Genomic DNA, 15,190 nt, shown 5'->3' with positions numbered 1-15,190 from the left:
GGGAGATCGGGTCAGTCGAACTTCACGGACTTCGACGACCCGATCTCCTTGCGCAGAATCACCATGAACGGCCGCCGGTAGTCGTCCGACATCGACGTGACCCGCCAGAAGTCGCCGAGCCTGCCCTTGGCGCGGGTGATCGTGCCGAGGGAGGCCGACGCGGGCACGCCGTCCTGCGCGACCGCGGCGGCCTGCAGCAGGCTCCAGACGCCCCGGTGGTCCTGCGGCATCCGCGACATCAGCACGACGTCGCGGAACTGGACGTACCAGCAGGCGTCGCCGCGGTGGTCCAACGACCGCAACGCCTCCTTGTTCACCTCGGCCACCTGCCGCGGCACGAGGCGGACGAAGACGCCGTAGCCGACCTCGCGGTGCAGCCGCCAGCACCGCAGCGTCGCGGTCAGCTCCCCCTGGCCGAGACCCACCTCGACCGGGTCGCCCGTCTTCCGCACCCGGTCGCCGTAGCCCGCGACCGTCTCGTCGCCCGGCAGCTCGTAGGGCAACCCGGCGAGCAGGGCGCGGACGCCGGCCCACGTCTCGTTGTACTCCCACTTCGCCTGCCTCGTCACGACCTGCACGGTGGCGAACGAGGTCGCCAGGCCGCGGGGCGCGGTCCGCCGACGCGTCCGCGGTGCGGCCAGCCGCCGGCAGTCCTCGAGGAAACGGCCGATCTCGGTGCCGTAGACCGATTCGACGCAGTCGAGGTAGCGCAGGCGCCAGCGCTCGACGAGGTCGGTGTCCTGCTCCAGGCGCGCGATCACGTCCACGAACGCTGTGTCCCCATAGCTCGACACGGCCCGCAACGACTCCGCGAGCTCGGGCTCGTCTTCCTGCAGCGCGGCGAAGACGAGCAGCGACGTCTCGGTCATCGGCACATACCCGGCCTCCACCCAGCGCGTCAGCAGCACCGGGGGCTCCGGGTACGCCTGGTCGAACAGGGACAGCCGGACAGCCTCGCCGAGCGCGCTCATCGCCGCGGCGGACCACTTGTCCAGGAACCGCACCATCCTCTGGTCGGAGGCGAACAGGTCGTACACGGTCGCCGCGGTCGGCAGGACCTCGCGCAGCAGGGCCAGGTCTTGGTCGTCGTACCAGTCCATCCGCCCATCTTCGGCAGTGGCGGAGGGGTTCCGGCCGGACGCGCGGGCCGGCGCGAGGGCAGGAGTCTGCCCGACCGGGCAGATCGTCAGCCGGGAGCGTCGAGGGCGTTCCTGAGCGTGCTCAGCTCGACGGCGCCCTCCACGACCATGCTGACGACCGCGTACCGGCTGCGGATCTCGTCCACCACGGCGGCGTAGTCCTCCATCCACCGCCGCACGGTCTGGGCGAAGACGTCGAGGTCGAAGTGCAGGCACCGCCTCAGCTCCCGGCAGCCGCGCCGCACCCGGTCCGCCACGTCCTCGCCCGCGTTCCACGCGTCGGCGTCGGCGACCAGGTCCGCGACGGCGTCCGCGGCGCGGTGCTGGAAGTCGAACCCCGCCTCGAAGAGCTTGAGGTGGCCGCAGAGCCACGACGCCACCGGCACCAGCTCGCGGTCGACCCGCAGCACCGCCCGTGCGTCCTCAGTGGACTCCTCCAGCGCGTCGAGGAGGTTCTCGCACGCGCGGGTCGCCAGGTCGCGGAACGCCAGCAGGGACGGCATCAGCTCGTTCGCGACGACCCGCAGCTGGTCGAGCTTCTGCACCGCGGCGAGATAGAGCGTGCTGAGCGTCCCGGTCAGCGCCACCAGGACGACGTCGGCCTCCGCCTCCAGCGAGGCCGGCGCGAGGTCCTCGTGCCCGTCCCGCAACCTCGTCAGCGCGGCGCACGACCTGCCGTACTCCGCCAGCTCCTCGTCGATGTCCTCCGTGTGCAGCCACGACACCCACCCTTCCGGCGGCAGCGGGGGAAGCGCGATCAGTCGCTGGTGGGTCACGGCACACATGGTCACCGCGAACCGCCTGCCGCTCAAGGGGCGGTGCGGGGTCGTCGTCCCTTTAGGGCAGCGCGTTCGGATGGTCCCGCGCACGGCGATCGGTGCTGGACTGGTGCCAGCCCACCGAAAGCGCCCAGCAGCACCGGAGGTCCGCAGTGGACTCGTCGCACGACCAGCAGGTGACCACCGCCTACGGCCAGTCGTTCCGCGTCGTCGCGCCGGAGCACCTCTTCGGGGAGGTCGAGTTCGGCCACGACCGCGTCGACTTCTGCTTCATCCCCGCCTACCTGACCGACGAGATGAAGTGCTTCGTGCGGATCTTCGACGAACGCGGCCAGGAGCCGCTCGGCAACGTCGCCCACGTGGTGGTCGAGGAGTGGGCGGACGACCGGAAGTTCGTGTGCTTCAGCTCGTTCGGCTGGCGCGACGAGGCGATGCTGCACCCCGTCGGCCGGTGCGGCTACGAGATCTGGCTGGAGGCCCGCGGCGGCGCGACGGTCGACGTCCAGATCTACGTGTGAGTCCGCCCGGTGTCGGGTCTGCACAACCCGAGTGTGCGCCAGTGCTGTGTTTGCACAAAGGGTTCGGGCGGCCGCGGAACTAGCATCTTCTCCAGCCGGGTCACCGTTTTCCGCCGGTGTCCCGACGGCCGTGTCCGCCGTCGTTCCCCTGGAGCTCCCATGTCCCGAATCCCCGTGATCGTCCGCGGTACCGACGCGATGTCGCAGGCAGGTGTGGCCGCGACACTGCGCTACGAGCAGGAGGTGCAGCTGTTCCACGGCACCTCCGCACCGCCGGACGCCGTGGCGGTCGTCATCGGGGACTCGCTCGACGACGACCTGTTGCGGGTGCTGAAGGGGATCAGGACCGAGGGGTCGAGACGGGTGGTCCTGGTGATCAGGGCGCTGGACGACCCGCAGATGCTGGAGGCGATCGAGCTCGGGGTGTCCGTGCTGGTGTGGCGGGCGGAAGCGGAGGCGACGCGGTTGCTGCACGCGGTGCAGAAGGCCGCGGCCGGGCAGCCGGACCTGCCACCCGACCTGCTCACCCGGTTCCTCACGCAGGTCGCCCGCGCCCAGCGCGACGGGTTCGGCGGCCCGGCCGCGCTGCCGTCAGGGCTCGCCAAGCGCGAGGTCGCCGTGCTCCGGCTCGTCGCCGACGGCCTGGACACCAGGGAGATCGCCGACCACCTGTGCTACTCCGAGCGCACCATCAAGAACATCCTCCACGACGTCACCAACCGCTTCCACCTGCGCAACCGCTCCCACGCCGTGGCCTACGCCATGCGCGAGGGCCTGCTCTGAGCGCGCTTCCAGCCGGTCGAGCTCCCTCCCGACGAGCGGGATGAGCACCGCGGTCGCCTCGGCGAGCCTGGGGAGCGTCGCGCGGACCAGTGCCGCCCGGTCGCGTCCGGTCGTGCCGCGCCGCGTCTCCCGGTTCCACTCGCCGAGCACGAGGAAGAGCTGCCCGATCGCGAGCTCGGCGACGGCGAGGAAATCCGTCCCCGCACCGAGAACGGCCAACTCCGCGCGGGCGGACCGGAACGCGTCCAGCGCCGCGTGGTCGACGGCGATCCGCGGCGCGGGCCCGTCGCGGGTGACCTCGCTGATGGTCCGCAACGCCGTGATGCCGGCGTGCACCCAGTGCGCGCCCAGCACCCTGATCACCGCCAGGGCCGTGGTCATCGGCGTCATTCCTCGCGGAAGAACTCGATCTCGCTGAGGTCGATCTCGGTCCCCCTGATCGCCCGGTAGGCGGTCTGCACGTGCACCTCGACCCGCGTCACGCCCTCCGCGTCCGGGATCGGCACCTCCTGCGGATCCGGCTTGTCCTGCAACGGGACGTCCGCGGACTTCCCGTTGGAGTACACGAGGTGCAGCACGTTCGGCCGGTCCTGCTTGCCGAACCCGGAGGACGCGCCGGAGTGCACGATCGCGCGCACCAGCGTGACGGGCCGGTCGAACGTCAGCACGAGCGCCGGGTCCGCGACGCTGTTCGCCACCGCCCAGTGGGTGTTGGCGAACCCGTCGATCGCCGCCGCACCGGGAAAACCGGGCAGCTCGCTCGTCGCCTCGACCGAGGTGGCGTTGACGGGCACGTAGTTCGGCGTGAACACGTCGACCACGGCCCGTTGCGCCGCCTGCGCCCGTTCGTTCACCGCGCGCTGGAACGGGGGCACGAGCGAGTAGAGGACTCCCAGCACCACCAGCACAACGCTGACGGGCACCCGCAACGCGCGCAGCACAGCACCCGCCGAGAACCCGCGCTTGGCCTTCACCCCGTCGCGGCCGGGCCGTTCGCCCGCCTTGAGCACCCGGTTGCGGCGCTTGCGGAACAGCTTGCGCCACCACCGCGTCCGCACGACCTGCGCCTCGGTGAGCGTGGTGCCGCAACGGCTGCAGAACTTGCGGGCAGGCGAGTTGCCCTCACCGCACTCGCCGCAGACCAGGTCACCGGGCTGCAACCGCCTGGTGGGCCTGGTCTTCCTGATCACCTGGGCGCGCTTCCTGGCCTCCTGCGGGGCGACGGCGCCGGGCTGGGTTCCCGCCGGGGTCACGGCCGCGGTGGCCGGGACGGTGGCCGCCGGGGTGGCCGGGAGCGCGGCCGCGGGGAGAGGAGCGACGAGAGCCGACGCGGCCGGCTTCGGCGGGACGACCGGCTTCGGCGGATCCTCGTCGTCCTCGTCGTCCTCGTCGAAGAGGTCGTCCAGGAAGTCGTCGTCCTCGAAGTCGGAGACGTCGAAGTCGTCATCGTCGAAGTCGTCGTCGAAGTCGTCATCGTCGTCGGCGGGCTTCGGCTGGGACGCGGGTGGTTTCGGCAGGCTCGGCAGGCCGCCCGGTCCCGCGGAACCCGGTGGCTTCGGCAGGCTCGGCAACCCCGCCAGACCCGGCGGTCCCGGAAGACCCGGCAACCCCGGCGGTCCACCCGGTCCCGGCGCGCCCGGCAGTCCCGGCGGCTTCGGCAAGCCCGCCAGGCCGGGCGGTGCGCCCAGCCCCGGCGGCGCGCCCACTCCCGGCGGTCCACCGAGTCCCGGTGGTGCTCCCAGTCCTGGTGGCGCCCCCAGTCCGGGCAACCCGCCCAGCCCAGGAGGCCGTCCCAACCCGGGTGGTCCGCCCAGCCCCGGCGGTCCACCCAGCCCCGGCAACCCACCGAGGCCAGGCAACCCGCCCAGCCCCAGCGCCGGCCCCTTCCGCGCCGGCACCGGGTCCCGGTCCCCCACGTCCAGGTACAGCATCGACTGCACCTTCGCGAGCAGGCCCTTGCGCGGCTGCGCCGCCTCGGCCTCCGCCTCCTCCAGCACCTCGGCTGCCACCTGCGGCTTCTCCACCTTCTCGCCGCTCCACTCGAGGAACGTGCCGCAGGTGCCGCAGAACGCGTCCGCGTCGGCGTTCTTGCAGCCGCACTTACGACAGACGATCATCGCTGACCACCTCGAGCTCGTGGGGGACGTGCACGGGTTTCGCCGCGGTGACCACCGCGTCCAGGGTGCCGGCGGAGGCCGACCGGGCCACCACGCGGACGTGCAGCCAGGTCGACACGTCCGGCACCTCGGTGGTCGGGGTGGCGGACGTGCGCACGCCACCGGACTCGGTGACGACGACCTGGCCGCCGGACACAATCTCCAGGTGCGTGCGCAGGCCGGCGACCGTGCCGCGGGAGGAGTGCAGCGCGACGGCGGCGGCGATCGCGGTGCGGCGGCGCAGGTCCGGCCAGTCCTCGTCCGGCTCGACGCCGACCCAGCCGCTCAGCCACTCCAGGAAGTCGCTCGGGGCCAGCAACGGGTCGACGTACGCGGTCAGGCAGTCGAGCACCGTCAGGACGGGCGCGAGCACCGCGTCCAGGCCGCCGGTGAAGCGGACGGTGAACTCGTCCTCCTGGTACACGGCCGGTAGCAGCGTCACCAGCGGGTGCGGGCTGGGCAGTTCCTCCACCACGCCGCGCATCAGTTCTGCTCCACCCTGACCTGGTGCTCGTACGAGAAGACGAGGCTGGACGGGTCGAGCTCCAGCCGGCTCGTCGCCGGACCTCGTTCTCCCGTCAGGGGGTTCGCGCCGAACAGCAGCACCTGCTCGACCATCTCGACACCCCGGATGCGTTGCAGCACCCCGTACACCTCGCCCTCGTGCACCGCGCGGCCGAACGGCCACCCCTTGCCCTCGGTGCCGCCGGTCAGCGGGTTGAAGAACGCGTACAGCGCCTCAGTTGCCTCGTCGTGCACGCGCTCGGCGTTCACGCCCCGGCGTGCCTGCACCCGTGCGACGACGGTGACTCCCCGGTACAGCGGCGGTTCGACCAGCACGGTGGTGCCGATCAGGCGGACCTGGTCCAGCCGGGCCGCGATCGCCGTCAGGCTCGACTCGTGCGGCAGCAGCTCCTCGAACCGGATGCGGCCACCGACCTGCGGCGCGGACGGCACGACGAGCACCTTCACGGCCGCACTGGCCCGCGGCGTCGGCACCGGCAGGCACCGCACGCGGGCGATCTCCGGTGCGGCCTCGCGGGTCAGCTGCTCGTAGTCCTCGGCCGTGACGGCGCGGTTGCGGGTGCGCAGCATGATCGGGCCGCGCGTCTTCGCCTCGTCGAGCGTCTCGCCGTCGACCCCTCCCTGCGCGGCCCGGCGGTTCTCCACCCTGCTGACGAACGGGATGGAGGTGCGCAACGTCGAGATCGCGCCCCTGCCGACGTTCCCGGCCGCTCCCCCACCCGTGAGGTACTGGCGCAGCCGCACGAACGACCCCTGCGGCGGCACCGCACCGTGCTGCCGCAGCCCGCCGTCGGGCGTGCGCACCACCGGTCCGAACTCGACGGTGCCGTTCACCGAGTCGACCACGACGTGCCGGTCGAGCGGTCCGCTGGACGCGAAGTCCTCGACGCGGTCCCAGTCCTCCCAGCCGTCCTCGGAGCTCACCTGCACCATCGCACCGTCCAACGGCGGCAGCACCGGCACGCGTTCGACCGGGAACACCTGTCCCGCAACGCCTTCCGCCTCGCCGAGCACCTCGCTCTCGACGACCTCCGCGTGCACGCACGGCACCGTGCCGCCGATGGTGCTGACACCGAGGCCACCGATGATCGGCGACGCGCTGTAGCCCGTGCTGCCGTCGTCGGGCGTCACCACGCGGGCCCGCAACCAGCCCGCGCGTTCGCCCGCGACCACCGAGGCCTGGTGCGAGGGCGGCACGTGCAGCACGACCTCGCCGGGCCGGTTCAGCCCGCCCGTGGTGTCCGCGGAGACCTCGCACCGCTCCCACCCGTCGCCGTCCCACGCCTCCCAGACCAGCGGCGGGTGGTCCGGGTCGACGCCGATCCCCTCGACCTCGCAGTCGACGTCGAGCTGCACCACGCACCGCGGCACCGGTTCCCCAAGACCGAGCATCAGCACGTCACCGGCCAGCGGCGGGTCGCTGAACGCCGCGAACGGCCGGGAGCGCCGCACGTCGTCGTGGTGGTCGACCGGATCGACCTCCTCCGACCGGCTGTGCAGGTGGGCGAGTGCCGACGGGACGAGCACGAGGTCGTCGGTGGTCGCGAAGAGCACCGCCTCCTCGGTCTCGGTGCGCACCGTGCCGGCCTTCGTGCCCGACTCGACGGTCATCGGCGCGCGGACGGGCGTCGACATCCAGAACGTCAGCGGCACGCGGGCGGGCACCGGGGGCAGCAACCGCAGGCCGATCATCTCCAGGAACTTCAGGTACAGCCGGTCCGGCACGCGGTTCAGCCGGAACAGCAGCTGGTCCGTCATGAACGCGAAGGTCTCGATCAGCGTCACGCCGGGGTCGGACACGTTGTGGTCCGTCCACTCAGGACAGCGCCGCATCACCATCCTCTTGGCGTCGTCGACGAGGTCCTGGAACCGCCGGTCGTCCAGGTTCGGCACGGGAAGCGCCATCACGTTCTCCTCAGTAGTCGCTTCCGTCGTCCGGAATGGTGTAGAAGGGGAACACCAGGTTCCGGTGGTCGTTGGTGTGCTTGGGCGTGTACTCGATGTCGATGTGCACGAGCGCGTGGTTGCCGGGGTCGGGCCGCACGTCGACGCGCTCGACGTCGACCCTGGGTTCCCAGCGCCGCAACGACTCCCGCACGACCTCGGCGAGCGAGCCGGCCAGGTCGACGTTGACGCTGCCGAACACGAAGTCGCGCAGCGGGCACCCGAAGTCGGGCCGCATCGGGCGTTCGCCGGGGTAGGTCGACAGGATCAGCTGCATCGCCTGCACCAGCTCCTGGTGCCCGGTCGCCATCTCGATGCCGCCGGTGCCGCCGACGCCGAGCGGGAACGCCCAGCCGCGGCCGATGAACCTGTCCACCACGGGTTCGGTCATGTCCTGCCCCTAGTTGAGCTTGATCGAGGGTGCGGAGATCTGGACCGAGCCACCGCTGGCGATCTTGACGCCCTTCGACCCCTTGAGGTCGAGGTTCGCGGCGACGACCTCGACGGTGCCGCCCGCGGCGTTCAGGCTGATCTTCCCCTGGCCCAGCACGCTGACCGTGACCGTGCCGCCGGCGCCGCAGCTGATGGTGATCTTGCCGCTGGGCGCCTTCGACACCGGGCTCTTCGGCGCGCAGGCCAGGTCGACCGTGCCCTTCTGGTGGTCGATGGTCAGCGCCAGCTGGTCCTTCGCCCCGCCCAGCACGATCTTCGACGCCTTCACCGGGCCGGTGCCGCCGGACCCTGCCGACGGCGGCAGGTCGTCCTGGAACACCAGGTGCGACCCGGTCGGGGTGTAGAAGCCGCGTTCGACGACCTGGGCCATCTCGCCCTTGCCCGTCACGTGCGGGCCCAGCGAGGGCAGCTTGGTCTGCTCGCGGTTCAAGCCGCCGACGACGTACGGGCGGCGCGGGTCGCCGAGCTCGAACGCCACCAGCACCTCGTCGTTGACCTCGGGCAGGAACATCGCGCCGGCGGTGGCACCGAGTCCGAAGTGGACCGTCCGGGCCCAGTCGGTCACGTAGTCCGCGGCGAGCCACGGCAGCGACACCTTCACCCGGCCGCGTTCCTGCGGGTCGGCCACGTCCGTGACGACGCCGCACACCACGCCGTCGATCCGGTGCTGCGCGGACGGGCCCCGGGAGGTGAGGCCCAGCAACGACCTCTCCTGGCGCCCGCTCACCTCGAAGTGCGTGTAGTACCCGCCCTCGTCGAGGTCGAAGACGTGCTCGGCCCTCGTCACGGTCCAGGTGGCGGCGAACGGGCTGGGCACGCCCTCGACCGTCAGCTTGCACCCGGCCAGCACCTCCGGGTTGCCGTGCAGCAGCCCCGAGGCCTCGGCGAACCCGCTCGCGACGCGTTCGGCGAGGCTCGACGCCATCCGGTCCGCCGACCTCTGCGCGTCCGCGCCCTGGGCCGCCGGTCGGTCCACCACGACCACCGCACTCCCGCCCGCCGCGGCCTCCGCGAGCGCGGCGAGCCGTCTCGCCGACGGCAGCCCGCCCTGCGGCTTCTTCGGCCGCCGGGTCGCCTCGAACTTCCGCGCGAGGGTCTCGGGGTCGAGCCCGTCCAGGGTGGCGGTCTCCGAGCTCACCCGCGCCCTGCCGACGACCGCGCGTCCTCGTGCCGGGTCCCACATCCGCACCTCGGCCGACGACGCGAGGTTCGCCGCCGTCACCCTCGGGTGGAACGTGACCAGGTCCTCGCCGAAGGCGGCGGTCACCCCGCCGAGCAGGCCGAGCTTCGGCCTCCCGCTCACCTTGCGGAAGAAGAAGGCGCCTTCGGCGACCCTCATCTCGTAGCCGATCTCCTGCGCGCGGGCCCGCAGGAACTCCCAGTTCGTCTGCGCCACCTGGCCGAGGTGGTCGTGGATCAGCCCGGTGGGGTCGATCCGGCCGATCGTCAGGCCGGCCTCCAGCGCGAGGTCGCGCGCGATGTCGGAGTCGGTCTGGTTGACGAACGTCCTGCTGTGCCGGGCGCGTTGCAGCCGGTGCGACTTCTCGTACCCGCGCACCACGCTGTGGACGATCGTCTCGACGCAGTGCGCCTCCAGCGCGGTGACCTCGCCGGTGATCAGCACCGTCTCGTCCGCGCCGTCGCTGATCTCCACGACGGCGCCGATCTCCAGCCCGGCGTCGTCGAGCGCGGTGCCGTCGGGATCGGCGAAGGTGATCTCGAACATCCCCGGCAGGTGCTGGTGGGAGTCGACCACCACGCGCACCGGTTCGGGCGCGGACATCGGCAGCGGCATGCCGTTCACGCGCACGAGTGCGGACACCGACACCGAGAGCTCGTCCATCGACATCAGCGGCCTCCCGTTTCCTCACCGGGGTGCGGCAGGTACACGACACGGCCGGGGCGCACGCGCAGCGGGTCGTCGATCCCGTTGGCGGCGGCCAGCTCGCGCCACGCCCCCGGCGAGCCGTAGCGGTCGTGGGCGATGGACTGCAACGACTCGCCGCCGGTGACCACGTGCCCGCTGCGGCCGGGCGGGCCGCCGGAGGTCGGGTTCGTCGGGAAGGTGTCGATGAAGTTGGGCTGCTCCACCATCCTCACGGTGACCTTCGCCCTGATCGGGATGCCCAGCTTCGTGAAGCGGGTGTAGGTGACGCCGACCTTCTTCATCATCACCGTGTGCACGAACGCCGCCATCGGCGGTCCCCACGTGAAGAGCAGCATCGGCATCTTCGCGGCGAGGTTCGAGTCGATCATGCCGAGCTTCTTGACGCCCTTCGACAACCGGTTGCGCGGCCCCGTCGAGAGCTTGCCCCGCCGGCGGGCGATGTTCGCCGCGCTGCCGGCCATCGCCATCGCGGAGTTGCCTCCCGGCGTGGCCCACGCGAGCAGCGTGTCGCAGCGGGCCTTCGTGTCCATGCCGGTGAAGACGAGGTCGCCGAGGCTGATCTCGTTGAAGGACTTCCGGAACTGGCTGCCCGTCGACCCGCGCGCCGTCTTCGACTTCGTGGACGTGGTGCCCTTGGTCTTGAACTCGGTCGAGTGCTCGATCGAGATCTGCTGCGGGTTGTAGTCCAGCACGACGATGCCCGGCATCATCGGGTCGACGCACGTGAGCACGGCCTGCGACCGGCCGGCCCTGATGGAGTCGTAGCCTTCCACCTCACCCCTCCTTCCTCGTCGGGGTCACAGGAACCCCTGGTGCACGAACTCGAGCGTCTCGATCGCGAAGTCCGCCGCCTTCGCGTCCAGGTCGGGGCCCTTCCACGACTTGGGGAAGACGTGCGCGAGCGTCCAGCTCGCGACGTCCACGTTGGACGCGTTGAACAACGTGATCACCGCGGTCGCGCCGTCGTAGGACGCGTCCCCGTTGACCCACTTGCGGACCATCGACCGCAGCCAGTCCTGCACCCGGCGCGAGTCGTGGCGTTCCATCGCGCGTTCGAGCTTGATCGGCGTGTACTTGACCGTGGTCGGGAGGATGACCTGGTAGTCGTAGTGGCCGCCGTCGACGACGGTCTCGACCTCGAAGTCGAGGCCCAGTCCCTTGCAGCTGCGCCACCTGCCGAGGTCGACGCCGTCGACCGTGACGGCGAAGCGCATCGCCATGCCCCAGGCGAGCGCGCCCGCCTTCTTCTCGTCCCCCTGCGCGACGCTCATCCCGCGGCCGCCGCCTGGTCCTTCTTGCCGTACTCGCCGGGCTTGCGGTCGTCGGTGAGGAAGCCGAGGTGCTGGATCTGCAACGTCTCCAGCGCGACCTTGCTGGCGCCCGCCTCGAAGCCCGCGATGCTCCACTTCATCGGGATGATGTTGCGCAGCGTCCACTGGAACACCTCGACGCTGGTGGCGTCGAGCAGGACGATCGCACCCGAGTAGTACGCCGGTTTCAGGGCCGTCTCGTCGAGCCACTTCTTCACGGTCACCGTGTCGTCGCACGCCGCACGTTCCAGCGTGATCGGCGAGTACTTGGTGGCACCGACGGAGAACCACCGGTTGTTCCAGTCGTCGCCGGCGCGGTACTCGCCGACGTCCCACGTCACGTCGAGGCCGCCGACCTTCGACCAGCTGCCGAGGTCGAACCCGCCCTGGTCGATCTTGACCACGAACCTGTTGGCCATGCCGAGCAGCTGGCCAGAGGCGTCCTTCATGCTGTGCTCCTAATATCTGTCCGCGAGCACACCCGCTCGCTCCCGGTCCACGATCAGCTCCCGGCGCAGCCTGCCGCGCAGCCGCGAGTAGATCTTGTCGACGAGCTCGTCGAGGTCGAGGTCCTCCGGGTCGATCTGCGGCCTGCCGGTGTCGGTCCTCGGCCGCTCGTCGCCGGTGCGGACCTGCTGCCCGTCGACCTCCTCGTCCGCCTCCTGCTCGTCGTCGTCCTCCGGTGGCGGCTCAGGGGGAAGGCGGAGGATCTCGCGCTCCACGGCGCGGTCGAACCGGATCCCCGCGAGACCGCCCCACGACTCGGCCAGCCCCAGTCCGGCCTCGCGGAAGAGCTGGGGGTAGGACCGGATCTTCCGCTCCTCCTGATATCGCTCGAGGTCCTCTTCTTCCTCCTGCTGCGCGGTTTTCCGCGGTGCCGGCGCCGGAGCGGCCTTGCGCGGGCTCGCGGTCTTCGGGACGGGCGACGGCGCGCTCGGCCGTGACGCCTGTTCCTTGGCAGGCTTGTCGGCCTTGTCGGCACGCGCTTTCGGTTTCTCGGGAACGGGAGCACCCGGCGTCGGCGGCTTCTCCTCGTCCTCCTCGGGTTCCTCCGGCAGGCGGAGGATCTCTCGTTCGGTCTTGCGGTCGAACCGCATGCCGAGCAGGCCGCCCCAGCTCTCCGCGAGCCCCAGCCCGGCCTCGCGGGCGAGCTGCCCGATCGACCTGATCTTGCGCTCCTTCCGCTCGCGCTCCTCCTCGTCCTCGTCGGCCGCGCTCGGGTCGCCGAAGACCGTCTCCCGCTTGGTGCGCCACAGGTGCTTCGCGAGCGCCGCGACGTGGTCGGGCGTCAGGTAGTTGCCGCTGCCGCTGCGGTTGTACTCGTCCTGGAAGCGGTCGAGCGCCCACCGCAGGTCGCTCTCCCGTTCGTAGGAGGCCCAGTCGAGCGGCACGAGGTCGCTGTGGTTCGCGAGGTACTTGGCGAGCTGTCCCGCCTGCTTCGAGTCGTGGAAGACCTTGGTCGTGTGCTCGGCGTTGATGTCGGCGAAGAGCTGGGAGAGGTCGTCGGTCGTCTCCCCCACGTCGATCTCCGCCCGCTGGACGGAGTCCGGTGCCTCCGGAGCCCGGCCCAGGACGAGCACGCCGTTGTCCCGGTGCGCGAGTCCCCTGTCGACCAGCACGTCCGCGACGCGGTCCGCGTAGTCCTCCGGCGACGGCAGGGCGGGCGGTGGCGGTGGGACGACCACGGGTGTCCGGTGCACCAGCGCGACGTCACCGCCGAAGGCCCGTTCCACCCGCCGAGCCTGGTTCTCCAGACGTCGGCCCTCTTCGGTGCACTCGTGCGGTACCGGCCTGGTCCGTTGCTGGACCACGTGGGTCAGCTCGTGCGCGAGCAACGCCTTGGTGCCCCTGCTCTCCAGAGATCCCGCTTCCTGCGGGAGGTGCACCTCGCCCTTGGTGGTGAAGGCACGGGCGTTCATCGCGGCCGCCCGGACGGAGACCTCCGGTCCTCTGTGGACCGGAACGCCCGAGACGTCCGTCCCCAGCTCTCGCCGGAAGTGGTCCACGACGTCGGCCGGCACCGGTGAGGGCTTCGGCGGCTCGGGGAGATCGAGTTCCTCCGGCACGTCCGGAAGTGGTGCGGTGCGGGAGCTTCCGGGCGTGCGGTAGCGAGGGCGCGCAGGCGGAGGCTCCTCGTCCTCGGTCTCGGGGGTGTCCTGGACGGGGTGGCTCAGCACGGGGTGGCCGAGGCCCACCCTCCTGCTCTGGCCCAGGTTGCGCCGCGGCGCGGGAGCAGGCCGCGGCACCGGCTCCGGTTCGGGCACCACCGGGGCGGGAGCGGTCCGCATCCAGCCCGGGGCGCGGTGCGGCTCGCGTGCCGCCACCGGTTCGCCCACGTAGTCGTCCGCCGCCCGCACCAGCACGGGATGCTCGACCGGTGCCGCGGCGACGACCCGGCGCTCCGGTTCGGGCACCGGCCGCCACCTCGGCTCCGCGAACCGCTCCACGGGCGTCGCGCGGACCCGGCCCCGTGCGAGCGGCACGTCGCGGTGCACGAACTCCGGACGCGCCAGCACGTTCCTCGTCGTCGCGACCACCGGCGGCCGGCGCAGACCGACGGCCACCAGCGGAGTCCGCACGGACACCGTCGTCCGCAGCGGGACCAGGTTCCTCCACTGTGGACTCTCGGGCGCCCGGACGACAGGCGTGGCGGCGCGGCGGCGGAACGGCCAAGGCATGAGGTGCTCCCGCGGAACGTCAGGCGGAGTCGATCGCCTGGTGGATCTTGCCGATCTCCTCGATCACGGTCAGGCGGTGACCGTGCTCCAGGTCGAGGATCTGGTCGAGCGGCCAGTGGAAGTAGTAGGCGACGTACGCGACCTCTTCCCAGAGACGGCCGGCCGCGTACGTCACGATCCCCCCGGTGCATCACCCGCCACGTCGACGGCGAAGTCCGTGCCGCAGGACGGGCAGACGACGCCGATCTCGGTGTGGCCCTGCTGGTTCACCCGGCGGTACAGGTCCTGCAGGAACGCGAGGTCCGAGGCGAACAGGTTCTCCACGACGAACGTGTCGACCGCAGGCAGCGAGCCGAGCTTGGTCACCGTGCGTTCGAGCAGCAGGACGGTGAGGTAGGCCGGGTTCTGCCGGACCCTGCCGTCGTTCTGCGGCGTGAGCTCGTCGCGGGCGGTCGCGAGCCGCATGACCCCCTCGCGGTGCAGGCGGCCCGACTCGTCGACGTAGCCGCGCGGCAACGTGAACGGGTACTCCGTGCGCAGCGCCTGCTCGGTCGCGGTGCTCATGGCGACACCCGCTGCAGGTGCTCGCAGACCAGCGTCACGGTCTCCATCAGCACCTCGCTGGCACCGGCCTTCAGCGCGCCGACCTCCAGCTTCGCCGGCCACGCGTGCTCCAGGTAGTAACGCGCGACCGGTTTGCCGTCGGTGGAGTACATGACGAGCGAACAGCTCTTGCGCGCCGCCAGGACGTCGCCCATCAGCACGGCCTGGTGCCACGCCCACAGCTCCATGCCCGCGGTCTTGCCGCGCTTGAGCACGATGGTCGGCGGTTTCGCCTTGCCGGGCAGCTTCTTGAACGTCACCTCGCGGTCGGTGGAGGCGAGGTAGTCGACGGGCTCGACCTCGGTCGTGATGCCGGAGAGCTCGGAGAACTGGGCGATCTCGTAGCCGTCGATCGTGATGGAGAACCGGGCCGCGGTGAGCGCGTCCTGGGCTCCGATGGGGGTGGGCATCATT

General features: G+C 71.4%; 17 protein-coding genes. 3 read left to right on the top strand and 14 right to left on the bottom strand.

Annotated elements, in window-relative coordinates:
• Positions 1 to 11: 11 nt before the first annotated feature.
• Positions 12 to 1,100 (bottom strand): hypothetical protein, encoded by a 1,089-nt coding sequence (locus ACFWV3_RS28075; protein ID WP_382415302.1) that lies wholly within the window; start codon positions 1,098 to 1,100, stop codon positions 12 to 14.
• Between the two features lie 86 nt (positions 1,101 to 1,186).
• The gene (locus ACFWV3_RS28070) at positions 1,187 to 1,915 is read right to left on the bottom strand and encodes a hypothetical protein (protein WP_382415301.1); all 729 of its coding nucleotides are present in this window, start codon (positions 1,913 to 1,915) and stop codon (positions 1,187 to 1,189) included.
• Positions 1,916 to 2,070: 155 nt separating this feature from the next.
• On the opposite strand from ACFWV3_RS28070, the gene ACFWV3_RS28065 reads away from it, so the two are divergent.
• The 3 genes from ACFWV3_RS28065 (at position 2,071) to ACFWV3_RS28055 (ending at position 3,637) form a co-directional block, all read left to right on the top strand.
• Positions 2,071 to 2,436: a hypothetical protein gene (locus ACFWV3_RS28065; protein ID WP_382415299.1), complete on the top strand. Its 366-nt coding sequence runs from the start codon at positions 2,071 to 2,073 to the stop codon at positions 2,434 to 2,436.
• 159 nt (positions 2,437 to 2,595) lie between these two features.
• A complete protein-coding gene (locus ACFWV3_RS28060; protein ID WP_382415298.1) occupies positions 2,596 to 3,219 on the top strand; it encodes a response regulator transcription factor in 624 nt (207 codons plus the stop codon).
• Between the two features lie 40 nt (positions 3,220 to 3,259).
• On the top strand, positions 3,260 to 3,637 hold the full coding sequence (locus tag ACFWV3_RS28055; RefSeq protein ID WP_382415296.1) for a hypothetical protein: 378 nt from the start codon (positions 3,260 to 3,262) through the stop codon (positions 3,635 to 3,637).
• Here ACFWV3_RS28055 and ACFWV3_RS28050 read toward each other — a convergent pair.
• Genes ACFWV3_RS28050 through ACFWV3_RS27995 form a run of 12 tightly spaced genes read right to left on the bottom strand, consistent with a single transcriptional unit; the run spans position 3,606 to position 15,189 of the window.
• Positions 3,606 to 5,336 (bottom strand): NADase-type glycan-binding domain-containing protein, encoded by a 1,731-nt coding sequence (locus tag ACFWV3_RS28050; protein ID WP_382415294.1) that lies wholly within the window; start codon positions 5,334 to 5,336, stop codon positions 3,606 to 3,608. The genes ACFWV3_RS28055 and ACFWV3_RS28050 overlap by 32 nt on opposite strands.
• Positions 5,320 to 5,859 (bottom strand): phage tail protein I, encoded by a 540-nt coding sequence (locus ACFWV3_RS28045; RefSeq protein WP_382415292.1) that lies wholly within the window; start codon positions 5,857 to 5,859, stop codon positions 5,320 to 5,322. The genes ACFWV3_RS28050 and ACFWV3_RS28045 overlap by 17 nt, the downstream gene beginning before the upstream one ends.
• The gene (locus tag ACFWV3_RS28040) at positions 5,859 to 7,805 is read right to left on the bottom strand and encodes a putative baseplate assembly protein (protein ID WP_382415291.1); all 1,947 of its coding nucleotides are present in this window, start codon (positions 7,803 to 7,805) and stop codon (positions 5,859 to 5,861) included. Before ACFWV3_RS28040 ends, ACFWV3_RS28045 begins: the two co-directional genes overlap by 1 nt.
• Positions 7,806 to 7,815: 10 nt before the next feature.
• Positions 7,816 to 8,235, bottom strand: a complete 420-nt coding sequence (locus ACFWV3_RS28035) for a GPW/gp25 family protein (protein ID WP_382415289.1) — start codon at positions 8,233 to 8,235, stop codon at positions 7,816 to 7,818.
• A gap of 9 nt (positions 8,236 to 8,244) precedes the next feature.
• Positions 8,245 to 10,146 (bottom strand): phage baseplate assembly protein V, encoded by a 1,902-nt coding sequence (locus tag ACFWV3_RS28030; protein ID WP_382415287.1) that lies wholly within the window; start codon positions 10,144 to 10,146, stop codon positions 8,245 to 8,247.
• Positions 10,146 to 10,958, bottom strand: coding sequence for a hypothetical protein (locus tag ACFWV3_RS28025; RefSeq protein ID WP_382415285.1), 813 nt, complete (start codon positions 10,956 to 10,958; stop codon positions 10,146 to 10,148). Before ACFWV3_RS28025 ends, ACFWV3_RS28030 begins: the two co-directional genes overlap by 1 nt.
• A gap of 24 nt (positions 10,959 to 10,982) precedes the next feature.
• Positions 10,983 to 11,456: a phage tail protein gene (locus tag ACFWV3_RS28020; protein ID WP_382415283.1), complete on the bottom strand. Its 474-nt coding sequence runs from the start codon at positions 11,454 to 11,456 to the stop codon at positions 10,983 to 10,985.
• Complete coding sequence (locus tag ACFWV3_RS28015; RefSeq protein ID WP_382415281.1) at positions 11,453 to 11,944, bottom strand: phage tail protein; 492 nt, start codon at positions 11,942 to 11,944, stop codon at positions 11,453 to 11,455. Before ACFWV3_RS28015 ends, ACFWV3_RS28020 begins: the two co-directional genes overlap by 4 nt.
• 9 nt (positions 11,945 to 11,953) lie before the next feature.
• Positions 11,954 to 14,173 carry a DUF4157 domain-containing protein gene (locus ACFWV3_RS28010; RefSeq protein WP_382415279.1) on the bottom strand — a complete coding sequence of 740 codons (2,220 nt, stop codon included), beginning with the start codon at positions 14,171 to 14,173 and terminating at the stop codon, positions 11,954 to 11,956.
• 19 nt (positions 14,174 to 14,192) lie between these two features.
• The gene (locus ACFWV3_RS28005; protein WP_382415278.1) at positions 14,193 to 14,348 is read right to left on the bottom strand and encodes a DUF6760 family protein; all 156 of its coding nucleotides are present in this window, start codon (positions 14,346 to 14,348) and stop codon (positions 14,193 to 14,195) included.
• Positions 14,345 to 14,737 carry a phage tail assembly protein gene (locus ACFWV3_RS28000; RefSeq protein WP_382415276.1) on the bottom strand — a complete coding sequence of 131 codons (393 nt, stop codon included), beginning with the start codon at positions 14,735 to 14,737 and terminating at the stop codon, positions 14,345 to 14,347. Before ACFWV3_RS28000 ends, ACFWV3_RS28005 begins: the two co-directional genes overlap by 4 nt.
• Complete coding sequence (locus tag ACFWV3_RS27995) at positions 14,734 to 15,189, bottom strand: phage tail protein (RefSeq protein ID WP_382415274.1); 456 nt, start codon at positions 15,187 to 15,189, stop codon at positions 14,734 to 14,736. Before ACFWV3_RS27995 ends, ACFWV3_RS28000 begins: the two co-directional genes overlap by 4 nt.
• Position 15,190 lies beyond the last annotated feature (1 nt).

Source organism: Lentzea sp. NPDC059081 (genome assembly GCF_042738015.1).
GTDB lineage: Bacteria > Actinomycetota > Actinomycetes > Mycobacteriales > Pseudonocardiaceae > Lentzea.
Note: the sequence above shows the minus strand (reverse complement) of the source record. Positions and strands in the feature narration are given on the sequence as shown.